This window comes from Micromonospora sp. NPDC048170 (assembly GCF_040652795.1).
Classification (GTDB): Bacteria; Actinomycetota; Actinomycetes; order Mycobacteriales; family Micromonosporaceae; genus Micromonospora.
Genome location: NZ_JBEZMR010000012.1, coordinates 41586 through 57491 on the forward strand (window position 1 = coordinate 41586; position 15906 = coordinate 57491).

The window sequence follows — 15906 nt, forward strand, 5'->3', positions numbered from 1 at the left end:
GCCGTGCGCGACACCGCCACGGCCCCGTTGCGGCCGTCCACGACCGTCGCCGGTCACGCTCGGCCTCCTCGACAGCACCGCCGGAGCACGCCGGGCAGGACCGCGCCACGGCTCACGCGTCGGCGCGGACCGCCACCGGTTCGGGCTCCGCCGTGTCGTCACCCACCGCCTTGTCCCGGGTCGCCCAGGCGACCATGAACAACGCCGTCCAGGCCGCCCCGAGCAGCACCGCCGTGACACTTCCGCTGGCCGTGCTCAGCCCCAGGTAGAGGCGGGCGCCGGCGATGCCGACCACCCCGGCCGCCGCGGCGGTCCAGGCGGCCACCGCCGCCGGCCAGCGCGCCCCCCGGGAGAACAGCCAGGCGAGGGTGCAGAGGCTGGCCGCCACCACGGCGTTCTGCGTCGGAAACAGGGCGGCGGCCCGGCCGTCCGGCCCGGCCGCCGCCGGCCCCGCCAGATCGACCACCACGGCCAGCACCACCAGCGGCACGAAAGCACCGACCGTGCCGACCACGCTGAGCAGATCCGCCCGCCAGGGCCGGTTGCGCCACGCCAGCACCGCCGCGACGACCGCCACCAGCACGATCAGGGAGGATCCGCGCAGTGCCGAGACCACCGCGAGCGTGACGTCGACCGCCCCGGGCGTACGCCGGTCGGCGAACCAGTTGGCGATCGCGCCGTCGAGCACCGCCAGGCCGCTGTGCCGGACCACCGCCCCGAGCACCCAGGCGATGGCGAACCCGGCCACGAAGAGCAGCAGCAGGCCGGCGACGAGGTTGATCAGCAGCGTCCAGGCCGGCCCGACGTACATGGCGAGCAGGAAGAACAGCACCCCGTACCGGCCACTGAGCCAGCGCACCGGACGCAGCCCCGCGGCCCGGGCCGCCAGCGCCCGGGCCGGATCCGGGTTACGGCCCAGCCACCGCCCCGCCAGCACCACGGCGACCAGCGCGGCCACCAGCACCAGCACCGCGCCGGTGGCCCGCCCGAGCAGCCGGGAGACCGTCTCGTACGATTCGCCGGCCAGGTTGCCGACGAGCACCGAGCCACCCACCCACGTCACCACCCCGGCCAGGTTCCACGGCGCGAACCGCCGGTACGGCATCCCGGCCGCCCCGGCCAGCCGGGGCACCAGGGTGCGGGCGAAGGCCACCCAGCGGGCGGTGAGCACCCCGCGCCCGCCCAGCCGGCCGAGCATCGCGTCCGCCCTGCTCCACCGCCCGTGCCCGACCCGCGCGCCCAGTCGGCCGGCGCGCAGCCGGGGCCCGTGCCGCCGGCCGGCCCGGTACGCCAGTGTGTCGCCGATCACGGCTGCAACGATCATCACCAGCAGTGCCGGCGCGAGCCGCAGCGTCCCGGCGTACGCTAGGAAACCGACCAGAAGCAGGGTCGCCTCGCCCGGCACCAGCAGACCGAAGATCACGGCGGTCTCCCCCGCGACGATCATCGCGGCGATCACATAGATCAGCAGGGGCGGCAAACCCTGTAGCGAGGTCAGCAGGTCGTGCATCGGGCCCCCATTCCCACGGGGGTCAGCATGCCAGGCGCTGAAACGGTCGGAACATCAGTTTCGGCAGAGATCCGGGCCATCTTGGGGGAAGACCCCGACGCGTGCCCCGGCAACCGCAGACAGGAGTATGGAGGGTATGCAGCTTCGCACCGACCTCCGCAACGTCGCCATCATCGCCCACGTCGACCACGGCAAGACGACCCTGGTCGACGCCATGTTGCGGCAGGCCGGCGCCTACGGCGCCCGCGGCGAGGTAACCGAACGGGTCATGGACTCGATGGACCTCGAACGGGAAAAGGGCATCACCATCCTGGCCAAGAACACCGGTGTGCGGTACATGCCGGCCGACGGCTCCGACCCGGTGACCATCAACATCATCGACACCCCCGGCCACGCCGACTTCGGCGGCGAGGTCGAGCGCGGCCTGACCATGGTCGACGGTGTGGTGCTGCTGGTGGACGCCAGCGAGGGCCCCCTGCCGCAGACCCGGTTCGTGCTCCGCAAGGCGCTCAAGGCGCGGATGCCGATCATCCTGGTGATCAACAAAGTGGACCGCCCCGACGCCCGGATCAAGGAGGTCGTGGACGAGGCCTACGAGCTCTTCCTCGACCTGGACGCCGACGAGGCGCAGATCGACTTTCCGATCGTCTACGCCTGCGCCCGCGACGGCATCGCCTCGCTGACCCAGCCCGCCGACGGCGCGATCCCCGACGACAGCAGCAGCCTGGAGCCGCTGTTCCGCACCCTGCTCGACACCATCCCGCCGCCCGCGTACGAGGAGGAGGCGCCGCTGCAGGCGCACGTCACCAACCTCGACGCCTCCCCGTTCCTCGGCCGGCTGGCGCTGTGCCGGGTGCGGCAGGGCACCATCAGCAAGGGCCAGACGGTGGCCTGGTGCCGCACCGACGGCAGCACCCAACGGGTCCGCATCTCCGAGCTGCTGATGACCGAGGGCCTGGAGCGCAAGCCGGCCGACTCGGCGGGCCCGGGCGACATCATCGCGGTCGCCGGCATCCCCGAGATCATGATCGGTGAGACGCTGGCCGACGCGGAGAACCCGCGACCGCTGCCGCTGATCACCGTCGACGAGCCGGCCATCTCGATGACCATCGGCACCAACACCTCGCCGCTCGTCGGCCGGGTCAAGGGCGCCAAGGTCACCGCCCGGATGGTCAAGGACCGGCTCGACAAGGAACTGGTCGGCAACGTGTCGCTGCGGGTACTGCCCACCGAGCGCCCCGACGCGTGGGAGGTGCAGGGCCGTGGCGAGCTGGCGCTGGCCATCCTGGTCGAGCAGATGCGCCGCGAGTCCTTCGAGCTGACCGTCGGCAAGCCGCAGGTCGTCACCCGGGAGATCGACGGCAAGACCTGCGAGCCGGTCGAGCGGCTCACCATCGACGCCCCCGAGGAGTACCTCGGCGCGATCACCCAGCTGCTGGCCACCCGCAAGGGCCGGATGGAGCAGCTGGTCAACCACGGCACCGGCTGGATCCGGATGGAGTGGCTGGTCCCGGCCCGGGGCCTGATCGGCTTCCGCACCGAGTTCCTCACCGACACCCGGGGCACCGGCATCCTGCACCACGTCTTCGAGTCGTACGAGCCGTGGTTCGGCGAGCTGCGTACCCGCAACAACGGGTCCCTGGTCGCCGACCGGTCCGGCGCCGTCACGTCGTTCGCGATGATCAACCTTCAGGAGCGGGGCCAGCTCTTCGTCGAACCGACCACCGAGGTGTACGAGGGCATGATCGTCGGGGAGAACTCCCGCTCCGACGACATGGACGTCAACATCACCAAGGAGAAGAAGCTCACCAACATGCGCGCGTCGACCTCCGACGAGACCGAGAAGCTGATCCCGCCGCGCAAGCTGTCGCTGGAGCAGGCCCTCGAGTTCTGCCGCGAGGACGAGTGCGTCGAGGTGACCCCCGCCGCGATCCGGATCCGCAAGGTGGTGCTCGACCAGACCGCGCGCGGCCGGGCCGCCGCCCGCCGCAAGCACGCCGGCTGACGTACGACGGCAGCCGCCCCGGAGCCCGGACCGCCCCGCGCGGTCCGGGCTCCGTCCCGTCGCGGCCCCGGACGACGTCGGGCCGCCGGTCACCCGCTACGGTCAGCCGCATGATCTGGGACGAGCTCGACGGTCGCCTCGACGGGGTGCCCGGCACCGTGTCGGCGTACGTGGGGCGGCTCGGCGCCGCTCCCACCTGGAGTCGGCACGCCGACTCGACCCACTATGCGGCCAGCACCATGAAGGCGGCGGTGCTCGTCGCGCTGTACCGCGCCGCCGAGGCCGGCACCCTCGACCTGGACGCCCCGGTGCCGGTGCGCAACGAGTTCGACTCGGCACAGCCCGGCGCGCCCCGGTTCGCCTGCGCCCGGCACTACGACAACGACGAGGCCGTCTGGGAGCGTGCCGGCGGCAGCGCGCCGCTGCGCTGGCTCGCCGACCGGATGATCGTCCGCTCCAGCAACCTCGCCACCAACGTGGTCATCAGCCACGTCGGCCTGCCGGCGGTGGCGGAGGTGTGGGCGCTCGCCGGCGCCCGGCACAGCGTGACCGGCCGGGGCATCGAGGACTTCGCGGCCCGCGAGGCGGGCATCACCAACCTCGTCACCGCCGCCGACCTGGCCGCGCTGCTCGGCGCGCTGGCCACCGGCGCGGAGTCCCCGGGCCCGCTCGCCTCGCCGGCCGGCTGCGCCGACATGCTCGACGTGCTGTTCGCCCAGGAGCACCGCGAAGACCTCGCCGCCGGGCTGCCCGAGGGCACCCGCATCGCGCACAAGAACGGCTGGGTGCGCGGCGTGCGGCACGGCGCGGGAGTGGTCTTCCCCGACGACGCGCCGCCGTACGCGATCGTCGTCTGCACCACCACCGACCTCCCCGACTCCGACCCCGCCGACGAGGAGGACGACGACGCCTGCCGGCTGATCGCGCAGGTGTCCGCCGCCGCCTGGGACGCCCGACGCGACCTGTGAGACGGCCGGCCCGCCGCCGGGCCGGCGGCCGGCGCCCCCGGTCAGGGTGTCGTGGGTGAGTACGGTCCACCGCCATCGGCAGCCGGCCCTGCCGACGGTGGCCGGCCACGGCGGCACCGACGGCCGGGCCGGCCTGAGCCGTCACTCCAGCAGGACCGCCCGCAGCGCCGCCAGGACGTCGTCGGTCACCCCGAGCCCGTCGCGCAGGTACGCCTCGAACGACCCGTGCACCCGCCGCATCTCCGCGTACGCGGCGTCCAGGTATTCCGGACGCACCTCCAGCACCGGGCGCACCGCCTCGACGTCCAGCCCCGGCATCTGGCGCCGCATCCCCTCCAGGAGGACCTCCCGCAGGCTCTCGGTCAGCCGGTTGTTCGCCAGGTAGTCCGCCCGGATCGCGTCCTCGTCCACGCCCAGCGCGCCGAGCAGCAACGCGGTCAACCAGCCGGTCCGGTCCTTCCCCGCCGAGCAGTGGTAGACCAGCGGCAAGTTCTCCGCCTCCGCCGCCAGCCGCACCGCCGCCCCGAAGCTCGCCCGCGCCGACTCCCCCGTGACGAACCACCGGTAGATCGCCGCCATCGCCGCCGGGGTGCCCTCCTCCGCCACCGCCGCGTACGCGCCCAGGTCGTGCCCGAGCAGCACCGCCGACACGTAGGTGAAGACGGGGTGCTCGGCGTCGTGCACCGGCAGGTGCACCACCCGCGGCTCACCGGACAGCCGGTCCGGCGGGGCGACCGCCGTCTCCGAGTGGTCCCGCAGGTCCACCACGCAGGCCGGGCCGAGCTTGGCCAGCACCGGCAGGTCCTCGTCAGTCAGCCGACCCAGCGCCGGGGTACGGATCAGCACCCCCGGCCGCACCCGCCGGCCGTCGACGCCGACCAACCCGCCGAGGTCCCGCGCGTTCGGCGCGCCCACCAGTTCCCAGCCCCGCTCACGCATGCCGGCCCCTCCGCTCCGCTCCGGTCCCGCCATGACACCCGTCGCCCCGACGATTCGCTCGCCACGCTCGCTCATGCCGGCCCTCCGCTCCGCTCCGGTCCCGCCATGACACCCGTCGCCCTGATGATTCGCTCGCTACACTCGCTCATGCCGGCCCTCCCCTCCGCTCGTTCCGTCCCGCCATGAAACACCCTGCGCCCGACGCTCCGCTCGCTCGTACCGGCCCCCCTCTGCCGGCCCGTGTCCGTATAAGGTGCCGCACATGACGATCGCCGCGGTACGCACGTACCGGCTCTCCGCACCCCTGCACACGCCGTTCGTCACCGCGCTGCGCCGTACCACCACTGTGGAGACCCTGGTGGTGGAGGTGGTCGATGCCGACGGCCGCTCCGGCTACGGCGAGGCGCCGCAGGTGTGGCAGGTGACCGGGGCGTCGGTCGCCGGTTCCGAGGCGTGCGTCCGCGAAGTGATCGGCCCGGTGCTCACCGGCCGCGACGCCGACGACCTGCTGGCCCGCTGCACCCAGGTGCAACGGGTGGTCGTCGGCAACGAGGCGGCCAAGGCGGCCGTCGACGTCGCGCTGCACGACCTGGCGGCACGGCGGCTCGGCGTACCGCTGGTGCGGCTGCTCGGGGGCACCACCCTGCGGGTGCCGACGGACGTCACGCTCGCCGCGGGCGACGCGGTGGACCTGGCGGCGGCGGCCCGGCAGCGGCGGGCGGAGGGCTTCGGGGTGCTCAAGCTGAAGGTGGGCACCGACGCCGCCGGCGACCTGGAACGGGTCCGCGCCGTACGCGCCGCCGTGGGCAACGGGGTGCGCATCCGGCTCGACGCCAACCAGGGCTGGACGCCGCGCGAGGCGGTCCGCGTGATCCGTGGCGTCGAGGACGCCGGGCTCGACGTGGAACTGGTCGAGCAGCCCGTCCCCCGCTGGGACCTGGACGGGCTGGCCTGGGTCAGCGACCGGGTGGACGTGCCGATCCTCGCCGACGAGGCGGTCTTCGGCGTCCGCGACCTGGTCGAGGTGATCCGCCGCCGGGCCGCCGACATGGTCAACGTCAAGCTCGCCAAGTGCGGCGGCCTGTACCCCGCCCGCACCCTGCTCGACCTGGCCGCCGCGCACGGCCTCGGCACCGTCGTCGGGTCGATGATGGAGAGCGAGGTGGGCATCGGCGCCGCCGCGAGCCTGGTGGGCGCCTACGGCACCACGGCCGTGGCCGACCTGGATGCCGCCTGGTGGCTGGCCTGGTCGCCGGTCCGTGGCGGCCTGCGGTACGACGGAGCGACCGTCGTGCTGCCGGACGCGCCGGGCCTCGGCATCAGCTCCGTGAATGAAGTAAAGATGCAGACTGGCAGTTGATGCATGTCGGAAACTTTCATAAGGTCGAAGGCATTCGGCGCGAGCTGGGGGTGGACGTGGAGCTGCAACCGGGCCAGGAGGCCGTGGTCCGGGTCGCCGTCGCGACCCTCTGGAGCTGCCCCGAGGAGGTACGCCCCGTCGACGGCCCCGCCCTGGCCCCGCGTACCGACATCGCGGCCTGGATCTCCGGTATGGACACCGACCAGCAGGTCGGCGACTGTGTGCTGAGCCAACTGCTGCTCGGTGAGCGGGTGCTCGTCACCGAGTTGCGCCCGGACGGCTGGGCGCAGGTGGTGGCGGTCGAGCAGCCGGCCCCACGGCTGCACCCGAACGGCTACCCCGGGTGGCTGCCCGTCGAGCAGCTCGCCCCGGCCGCCGGCACCGCCGACGCCGACCCGCTCGTGGTCGACGCCACCGTCACCGCCCTGCGCGCCGCCCCGGGTGGCGCCGAGGTGCTCCCCGGGGTCGTCCTGGGCACCCGGCTGGTCCCCGCCGGTCCGGCGGTCGACGGCTGGCGGCCCGTGCACGCGCCGGGCCACGCCGAGCCGCTCTGGCTGCCCAGCGAGGACGCGGTGCCGGTGCCCACCGCCCCGCCGTCGGCCGAGGAGATTCTGGCCGTGGCCCAGCGGCTGGTCGACGTCGTCTACATCTGGGGCGGCGTGTCGGCGTACGGCATCGACTGCTCGGGCCTCGTCTTCCTGGCCGGACGGCGGCTCGGCGTACTGCTGCCGCGCGACGCCAGCGACCAGGCGACGGCCACCACTCCGGTGCCGCTGGGCGCGGAACGCCCCGGTGACCTCTACTTCTTCGCCCGGCCCGGACGCCGGATCCACCACATCGGCATCGTCACCGCCGATCCCCGCCCCGGCGACGACCGCCGCATGCTGCACGCCTGCTACCTGCGGCGCCGGGTGCTGGAGGAGCAGTTGCCCGACGAACGCACCGCCACCCTGGTCGGCGCCCACCGGTTCTGACCCGCGTACGGCACGAGGGGGCGCTCCCGGTCCGGGAGCGCCCCCTCGTCGCGTCACGTACGCCTCAGCGGCCGACCCCGGAGAGCACCGCACGCCGGTCGCGGGAGGACTTGATCAGGCTGGCCACGGTCGCCACGGCGAGGGTGCCGAGGATGATCGCCAGCGAGAGCCAGATCGGGATGTGCGGAGCCCAGGAGACGTGTTCGCCGCCGTTGACGAACGGCAGGTTGTTGTCCGCCAGCGCCTCCAGCACCAGCTTGACGCCGATGAAGCCGAGCACCACGGCCAGGCCGTAGCTGAGGTAGATCAGGCGGTTCAGCAGGCCGCCGAGCAGGAAGTAGAGCTGCCGCAGCCCCATCAGCGCGAAGACGTTGGCGGTGAAGACCAGGTACGGCTCCTGGGTGATACCGAAGATCGCCGGAATCGAGTCGAGCGCGAAGATCAGATCGGTGGTGCCGATGGCGATCATGACGATCAGCATCGGGGTGAAGATCCGCTTGCCCTTCGCCGTGTGGGTGGTCAGCCTGGCGCCGTCGTAGTCCCGGGAGATCGGCAGCGCCTTGCGGCTCCACCGGATCAACATGTTCTCGGAGAACTCGCCCTCGTCCGGCTCGCCCTGCCGGGCGAGGTTGATCGCGGTGTAGATCAGGAAGGCGCCGAAGATGTAGAACACCCAGGAGAACTGGGAGATCAGCGCCGCGCCGGCGGCGATGAAACCACCCCGCATGACCAGCGCCAGCACGATGCCGATGAGCAGCACCTTCTGCTGGTACTGCCGGGGCACCCCGAAGCGGGCCATGATGATCACGAAGACGAACAGGTTGTCGACCGAGAGGCTGTACTCCGTCAGCCAGCCGGTGTAGAACTGCCCGGCCGCGCTGGCCCCGGAGGCCAGCCAGACACCGCCGCCGAAGAGCAGGGCCAGGGCCACGTAGAAGCCGACCCAGAGGCTCGACTCGCGCACGCTGGGCTCGTGCGGTCGCCGACCGATGATCAGCAGATCCACGAGCAGGATCCCCGTCAGGACGACGAGAGTCCCGGCCCAGAGCAGTCCGGACACGTCCAAGGCTCATTACCTCCGGCAGACACGCAACGACGGGCACACCGTACGCCCTCCCCGGGGCGCGGTGTGCCGCGACGCTGGCTGTGGTGACTGTCGGAGGTCTCTTCCGTCACTGCCGGGGGCGGTGACCGACGGGCCGGGTCGCGCATCCAGGATCGGCGCTCGACCGTGCTGACGACTCCGTCGCGAGGGAATACTCCCCTCCTCGACCGTCATTGTTGCCCATCACGGCGAGTGCCCGCAGCCCGGGCGACCGGTGTCCTTCCCCACTGGCAGATGTCGATCGACGCGTACGTGACGGGGCACACCACCCGTAGGCATCCTAGGAGGCTAGTGCTCTACGAACAGGCCCCGCGTCCAGCCCGTGCGGCGGCGTGAAAGGCTTCCGGCATGGTGCTTGAGGTCGCGCTCATCGACGTACTGCCGGGACACGAGGACGAGTTCGCCGCCGCGTACGCCAAGGGGCATCCGGTGCTCGCCGGGACGCCCGGCTGCCGGTCGGTGCGGATGACCCGGGGCGTCGAGTCCCCGAGCCGGTTCGTGCTGCTGGTCGAGTGGGACTCGGTCGAGGCGCACGACGACAACTTCCGCGCCACCGAGCGCTTCGCGCAGTGGCGGGCGTTGATCGGCCCGCACTTCGCCAACCCGCCGCTGGTCGAGCACTTCGTGGACGTGCCGGCCTGAGTCTGTCGTACGCCTGCTCTAGGGTGCGCCGTGCACGCGCGGCCGCCGGTCCCGACGGGCTCGGGGGCGCCGGGCCCGGTTGCCGCGCGGCCGCCTGCGCCTGCCCGCGGCCACCGGCCCCGGCCGACCGGCCCGCCGGATGATCGACGCGGAGGGCGGCTCCCACCGCCACGCCTGACCCGGCTCAGGCGGCGGCGAGCCGGTCCAGCGCCGCGACCGTCTCCTCCGGGCCGAGGGCCGCGTCCAGTAACCGGCCCGTGAGCTGCTCGTAGCGGTCGACGTCGGCCGCCGTCACCAGGCGCACGTCGGTGGTCAGCGCCTCCAGCATCACCGTGCGCGGATCAGCCGGGTCGGGAAACGAGTAGCAGGAGTAAGGCGTGAGCGGCTGCGCCCCGCCCCGCGCGGCGACGCCCCGGGGCAGCAGCCGGATCGTCACGTGCGGCAGGCCGGCCAGGTCGACCAGGTGCCGCAACTGCTCCCGCCACACCTGCGGCGGGGTGCCGTCGCCGGCCTCGCAGGCCGCCTCGGCGAGCAGCGCGGTGTAGCGGGGTGGGTCGACCCGCCGCAGCACCTCGTGCCGCAGCGCCCGGGCCCGCACGTCGGCCTCCACGTCCAGGGCCGGGTCCACGAGCTGGCCGGCGGCGATCCGCAGCCGGGCGTACGCCGGGGTCTGGAGCAGCCCCGGCACGACGGCGGGCTGCCAGTCCACGATGTTCGCCGCCCCCGCCTCCAGCTCGGCGTAGGTGCGTTGCCGCTCGCCCATCTCCCCCAGCGTCTTCCACCAGCCCCGGCCGGTGGCGGCGTCGCGGGCGATGACGATGAGCGCGTCGCGTTGCGGCGGCGGCACCTCGTAGACGTCGAGCAGGTCGAGCACGTCGGCCAGATCCGGCCGGCTCTGCCCCAGCTCGATGCGGGACAGCTTCGAGGTGGAGGCCCACCCCAGCCGGTCGCAGACCTGCTCCAGGGTCAGCGCCTCCCGCCGTCGCAGCTGACGCAGCTCGGCGCCCAGCCGGGCGCGACGAATGACCGGACTCGTTGGCAACGGCATCCCCAGCCTCCCCACCGAGGGAGAGTACGCAGGACGATCACCCAGCGCAATACCATGCTCGCATACAGCAATCGGAGCTCTGGTCGCCCGCCCGCCAACCGGGCCCGCCGGTCGCGCGTCGGAGCCGGTACGCGCCGAACGACCGGACGATTCCAGCCGGGTCACGGGCGGTGTGGCCACGGGAACCGCAGGCCGGCGGGACCCGCCGTCACTTCACGCCTGCCGCGTCCATGCCGCGCAGTTCCTTCTTGAGGTCGGCGACCTCGTCCCGGATCCGGGCGGCCAGCTCGAACTGGAGCTCCCGGGCCGCGGCCAGCATCTGGTCGTTGAGCTCCTGGATGAGCTGGGCCAGCTCGGCCCGGGCCATCCCCTCCCGCGCGGGCCCGGCGCCGCCGGCCCGACCACGGCTGCGGGTCTCCTTGACCGGCGCCTTTCCCCGGGAGAGCTGCCGCACCGCACCGCCGACCCGGGTGTTCTCGGTGTCCTCCGCCTCGCGGTAGATGTCGTCGAGGATGTCGTGGATCTTCTTGCGCAGCGGCTCCGGACTGATGCCGTGCGCCGTGTTGTGCGCGATCTGCTTGTCGCGCCGCCGGTTGGTCTCCTCGATCGCCTGGGCCATCGACGGGGTGATCTTGTCGGCGTACATGTGCACCTGACCGGAGACGTTCCGGGCCGCCCGGCCGATCGTCTGGATCAGCGACCGGCCGCTGCGCAGGAATCCCTCCTTGTCGGCGTCGAGAATGGCGACCAGCGACACCTCCGGCAGGTCGAGACCCTCCCGGAGCAGGTTGATGCCGACCAGCACGTCGAAGTCGCCCTTGCGCAGCTCCCGCAGCAGCTCCACCCGGCGCAGCGTGTCCACCTCGGAGTGCAGGTAACGCACCCGGATGCCGTTCTCCAGGAGGTAGTCGGACAGGTCCTCGGCCATCTTCTTGGTCAGCGTGGTGACCAGCACCCGCTCGTCGCGCTCGGTGCGCAGCTTGATCTCGTGCATCAGGTCGTCGATCTGGCCCTTGGTGGGCTTGATGACGACCTCCGGGTCGATCAGACCGGTGGGCCGGATCACCTGCTCGACGAACTCGCCCTGGGCCTGCTCCAGCTCCCACGGGCCGGGCGTGGCGGAGAGGAAGACCATCTGGCCGACCCGCTCCAGGAACTCGTCGAAGCGCAGCGGCCGGTTGTCGGCGGCGCTGGGCAGCCGGAAGCCGTGGTCGATCAGCATCCGCTTGCGGGACGCGTCGCCCTCGTACATGCCGCCGATCTGCGGGATGGTCACGTGCGACTCGTCGACGATCGTGAGGAAGTCGTCGGGGAAGTAGTCGAGCAGGCAGTGCGGCGGGCTGCCGGGCAGGCGCCCGTCCATGTGCATCGAGTAGTTCTCGATGCCGGAGCAGAACCCGACCTGGCGCATCATCTCGATGTCGTAGGTGGTGCGCATCCGCAGCCGCTGCGCCTCCAGCAGCTTGCCCTGCCGCTCCAGCTCGGCCAGCCGCTCGGCCAGCTCGGCCTCGATGTCGCGGATCGCCCGCTCCATCCGCTCAGGGCCGGCCGCGTAGTGGGTGGCCGGGAAGATCACCAGCCCGTCGACCTCCTTGACCACGTCGCCCGTGAGCGGGTTGAGGTAGTAGAGCTTCTCCACCTCGTCGCCGAAGAGCTCGATCCGGACGGCGAGCTCCTCGTAGGCCGGGATGATCTCCAGCGTGTCGCCGCGGACCCGGAAGGTGCCCCGGTTGAAGGCCATGTCGTTGCGCGTGTACTGGATGTCGACCAGCCGGCGCAGCAGCTGGTCGCGGTCGAGCTCCTGCCCGACCGCGACCCGCACGGCACGGTCGAGGTATTCCTCCGGGGTGCCCAGGCCGTAGATCGCCGAGACGGTGGCCACCACGATCACGTCGCGGCGGGTGAGCAGCGACATGGTGGCGGAGTGCCGCAGCCGCTCGACCTCCTCGTTGATCGAGGAGTCCTTCTCGATGTAGGTGTCGGTCTGCGGGATGTAGGCCTCGGGCTGGTAGTAGTCGTAGTAGGAGACGAAGTATTCGACCGCGTTGTGCGGCAGCAGCTCGCTGAACTCCTTGGCCAGCTGAGCGCAGAGCGTCTTGTTGGGCGCCAGCACCAGCGTCGGCCGTTGCACCCGCTCGATCAGCCAGGCGGCGGTGGCGCTCTTGCCGGTGCCGGTCGCGCCGAGCAGCACCGTGTTGCGGTCGCCGCGTCGGACCCGACGCTCCAGGTCGTCGATGGCCGCCGGCTGGTCGCCGGCCGGCTGGAAATCGCTGACGACCTGGAAACGGCCGTCGAGACGGGGAATGTCGAGCGCCATGACCCCAACCGTACGCCGGGGGTCCGACACCGCGGGACGACTACGCCCGGTCCGTGATCGGCTTCGATATTCGCATTGTGTGGCGCATCTCACCGGACTACCCTCTGCGTGTAGGCCGCTCGCGGCGGCCGACCGGGCAGGTGGCCAGGCCGTCACGGCCGGCCCGCCCCCGGCACAGGGGTCGCAGCACCCGGCACTACCGGCGTGCGCACCCGGTGTGGTCGCGCGTGAGTCGCTGACCGGCCGCCGCGAGCGCCACTGCTCGTCACCCCACGGGGGTGAATCCCGTTCAACCTCCCGTGGAGACCTCCGCCGCCCGGACCCACGGTCCCGGCCCGACACACCCGCCGCAGGACCGTCCGCCGCACGACGACGCCCACACCGGGGGCATCCCCCGGGTGGTGACCGGCCGTCGCCGCACCGTCCTGCTGGTGCTCGCGACCGTGGCCGTGCTCTCCGCCACCGCGCTGCTCGTGGGGCTGCTGAGCTGGGTGCCCGACCGGTCGGAACAGCCGAGGGCGCTCACCGGCGACGAACGCGAGCGACTGGCCGCGATGCGGGTCACCAACCACCGCGACCTGCGGGCCGGGGTGCGCGTGACGGCGGGCACCGGCGCGACGCGTACCGAACTGGTCGGCTGGGTCGATTGGTCCCGGCCGCTGGTCTACCTCGACGTCGGCGGGCCCGGCGCGGGCGCGGAGCGTGGGCTGCTCCAGGCCACCCCGACGGTCGTCCTGCTGCGTCCCGACCCGACCGCGGTGCCGACCCCCGCGCCGCCCCCGCTGGTGCCGCCGACGGACCGCTGGCGGCTGCACCGCCCGCCCGCCGGGCAGGGGCTGGCCGCCGTACTCGACCTGCTCTTCCGCCTCGCCGCGGACCGCCCGGAGCCGCCGCCCGACGCCGCCCGCCGGATCGGCGGCGCCACCGTCGGCGCGATACCGGTCGACGTCCTCCAGGCACCGCCGCCCGCCCCCGGCACGTCCGCGCCGCCCGCCCCGCCGGACGAGCACCCGCGCTACTGGCTCGACCACGACGCCCGGCTGCACCGGCTGGAGACCGGGCTGGCCGGCGTCGGACCGGTGACCGTACAGCTGAACCGGGCCGACCGGCCCACGCTGCGGCCGGTCGACACCCTCGGTGGCCGTCCCGGGCAGCCCCGCGCCCTGACCGCCGCCGAGCGGGACCGGCTGGACCGGCTGCCGGCCCGGCTGCGCGCCCGCGCCGGCGCCGCCGTCACCCTGACCGCACCCGTCGCCGCCACGAACCTGCGCGGGTCCGGCTGGGTGAGCTGGAGCGGGCGGACGGCGTACGTGGCCGTCGCGGACCTCGGCGTGCCGGAGCGCCGGACGCTGCTGCGCGTGGACGCCACCGGCGTGACCCGGGCGGACGTGCCTGCCTCGGCGGTCCCGGGCACCGTCGAGTCGCCCGGCCGACCGCCACTGCCGCCGCCCGCCCGGGGCTGGCTCGCCGACCCGCAACGCGCCGGCGAGGTGGGCGGGCTGCTCGACGCGGCGCTGCGGGCCGCCGGAGCGCCCGGCCGGCGGGGCGCAGCCATGCGGATACGCGGCGACACCGTCGCCGGGAAGGCCGTCGACGTCGTCGAGCTGCCCGCGTCCGGTGGACCGCTGCGCTACTGGATCGACCGGTCCGGCACGCTGCTGCGGCTGGAGGTGCGTACGCGCGCCGACGTCTGGGCCCAACTCGACCTGACACCCGCCACCGTGCCCCGGCTCGCCCCGGCGCCCGGTCGCCCGTCCAGGGGTCGCTGACCGGTCAGGGACGCCAGCCCGTCTGCGTCGCCCACTGCTCGGCGCGCAGGTGCTCCTCGTCGAACCACGGGTCCTTCGCGGTGGTCCAGGTGGCGCTGTCCGGGGCGGAGGCGGCCAGCTCCCGCTTCAGCAGCAGGTAGGCCGCCCGCTGGTCGGGGTCGGCGCGCAGGTGGTCGCGCATCAGCAGCGCGTACCGCCAGCCGGGCGAGTCCGCCGGGCGGACGTGCAGGTGCACGGGGCGACCCGGATCGGCGCTGCCGTGCACCCGCTTCTCCCACCGGCCGCTGCCGGGCGGGCGGGGGTTGTCCCACCACTCGCCGGGCAGGCGCGGGAACCCCGCCTCCGCGAGCCGTTCCGCCAGCGGGCCGTCCGCGTCGGCGAGGGTGGGGACGGTGAGCTGGATGTCGATCACGTCCGTGGCGGCGAGCCCCGGGACCGCGGTCGAGCCGATGTGGTCGATCCGCAGGTCGGCGGGGGCGACCGCGTGCCGGATCCGGGCGGCCAGCCGCGCGTACTGCTGCGGCCAGGTCGGGTCGGCCTCCGCCAGCACGACGCGGTCCGACCGGGCCGGCCGCCGCTCGCGCACGTTCGTCTCGTAGGGCCGCAGCCGCTCGCGCCACAGCGCGTCGACCGCCGCGTGCAGGTCGGCGAGGCTGCCGTCGTTGGTCAGGAGGACGTCCGCCACGGCCCGGCGCCGGGCGTCGTCGGCCTGCGCGGCGATCCGCCGCTCGGCCTCCGCCCGGTCCATCCCCCGGTCGCGGGCCAGCCGCGCCAACCGCGTGGCGACCTCCGTCTGCACCACGACCACCAGGTGGTACGTGGGCGGGAGCCCCACCTCCACCAGGAGCGGCACGTCGTTGACCACGATCGCGTCGGGCCCCGCCGCGGCGGCCAGCTCGGCGGAACGGGCCCGTACGCGCGGATGGGTGATCGCCTCCAGCCGGCGGCGCGCCGTTTCGTCGGCGAAGACCAGCGCGCCCAGCGCCGCCCGGTCGAGCGCGCCGTCGGCGTCGAGGACCCGGTCGGAGAAGGCCGCGACGATGTCGGCCAGCCCTTCCGTGCCCGGCGCGACCACCTCCCGGGCCAACCGGTCGGAGTCGATCACCACCGCGCCGCGCTCGGCCAGTCGCCTCGCCACGGCGCTCTTGCCGGACCCGATTCCTCCGGTCAGTCCCACCTTCAGCACGCGACCAGTCAACCGGATCACCGCCGCGCCGCCAGCACCGGGGCGACTCGTCCGGCCCGCACCGTGCCCTCGGCCAGTCCTCC

General features: G+C 73.5%; 12 protein-coding genes. 6 read left to right on the forward strand and 6 right to left on the reverse strand.

The window, feature by feature from the left end:
- Nucleotides 1-112: 112 nt before the first annotated feature.
- Nucleotides 113-1510, reverse strand: a complete 1398-nt coding sequence (locus AB0D32_RS17525; RefSeq protein ID WP_357090814.1) for a DedA family protein — start codon at nt 1508-1510, stop codon at nt 113-115.
- Nucleotides 1511-1646: 136 nt separating this feature from the next.
- On the opposite strand from AB0D32_RS17525, the gene typA reads away from it, so the two are divergent.
- Together typA and AB0D32_RS17535 are read left to right on the forward strand one after the other, a co-directional pair.
- Complete coding sequence (typA, locus tag AB0D32_RS17530; protein WP_357090816.1) at nt 1647-3515, forward strand: translational GTPase TypA; 1869 nt, start codon at nt 1647-1649, stop codon at nt 3513-3515.
- Nucleotides 3516-3625: 110 nt separating this feature from the next.
- On the forward strand, nt 3626-4483 hold the full coding sequence (locus AB0D32_RS17535; protein ID WP_357090818.1) for a serine hydrolase: 858 nt from the start codon (nt 3626-3628) through the stop codon (nt 4481-4483).
- A gap of 141 nt (nt 4484-4624) precedes the next feature.
- On the opposite strand, the gene AB0D32_RS17540 is transcribed toward AB0D32_RS17535, so the two are convergent.
- Nucleotides 4625-5422 (reverse strand): tyrosine-protein phosphatase, encoded by a 798-nt coding sequence (locus AB0D32_RS17540; protein WP_357091068.1) that lies wholly within the window; start codon nt 5420-5422, stop codon nt 4625-4627.
- Nucleotides 5423-5684: 262 nt separating this feature from the next.
- Here AB0D32_RS17540 and AB0D32_RS17545 point away from each other — a divergent pair, with 262 nt between their 5' ends.
- Nucleotides 5685-6782: a dipeptide epimerase gene (locus tag AB0D32_RS17545; protein WP_357090820.1), complete on the forward strand. Its 1098-nt coding sequence runs from the start codon at nt 5685-5687 to the stop codon at nt 6780-6782.
- On the forward strand, nt 6782-7756 hold the full coding sequence (locus AB0D32_RS17550; RefSeq protein WP_357090822.1) for an NlpC/P60 family protein: 975 nt from the start codon (nt 6782-6784) through the stop codon (nt 7754-7756). Before AB0D32_RS17545 ends, AB0D32_RS17550 begins: the two co-directional genes overlap by 1 nt.
- A gap of 64 nt (nt 7757-7820) precedes the next feature.
- Here AB0D32_RS17550 and AB0D32_RS17555 read toward each other — a convergent pair whose 3' ends face one another.
- Entirely contained in the window at nt 7821-8822 is a 1002-nt protein-coding gene (locus tag AB0D32_RS17555) for a TerC family protein (protein WP_357090824.1), read from the reverse strand.
- Between the two features lie 387 nt (nt 8823-9209).
- Between AB0D32_RS17555 and AB0D32_RS17560 the strand changes: the two genes are divergently transcribed.
- On the forward strand, nt 9210-9503 hold the full coding sequence (locus AB0D32_RS17560) for an antibiotic biosynthesis monooxygenase (RefSeq protein WP_357090826.1): 294 nt from the start codon (nt 9210-9212) through the stop codon (nt 9501-9503).
- 184 nt (nt 9504-9687) lie between these two features.
- Here the strand turns inward: AB0D32_RS17560 and AB0D32_RS17565 are convergent, their stop codons facing one another.
- Nucleotides 9688-10551 (reverse strand): helix-turn-helix transcriptional regulator, encoded by an 864-nt coding sequence (locus AB0D32_RS17565; RefSeq protein ID WP_357090828.1) that lies wholly within the window; start codon nt 10549-10551, stop codon nt 9688-9690.
- 208 nt (nt 10552-10759) lie between these two features.
- The gene (gene uvrB / locus AB0D32_RS17570; protein WP_357090830.1) at nt 10760-12868 is read right to left on the reverse strand and encodes an excinuclease ABC subunit UvrB; all 2109 of its coding nucleotides are present in this window, start codon (nt 12866-12868) and stop codon (nt 10760-10762) included.
- 299 nt (nt 12869-13167) lie between these two features.
- Between uvrB and AB0D32_RS17575 the strand changes: the two genes are divergently transcribed.
- A complete protein-coding gene (locus tag AB0D32_RS17575; protein ID WP_357090832.1) occupies nt 13168-14637 on the forward strand; it encodes a hypothetical protein in 1470 nt (489 codons plus the stop codon).
- A 4-nt stretch (nt 14638-14641) separates the two neighbouring features.
- On the opposite strand, the gene coaE is transcribed toward AB0D32_RS17575, so the two are convergent.
- Nucleotides 14642-15823, reverse strand: a complete 1182-nt coding sequence (gene coaE, locus AB0D32_RS17580; protein ID WP_357090834.1) for a dephospho-CoA kinase — start codon at nt 15821-15823, stop codon at nt 14642-14644.
- Nucleotides 15824-15906 lie beyond the last annotated feature (83 nt).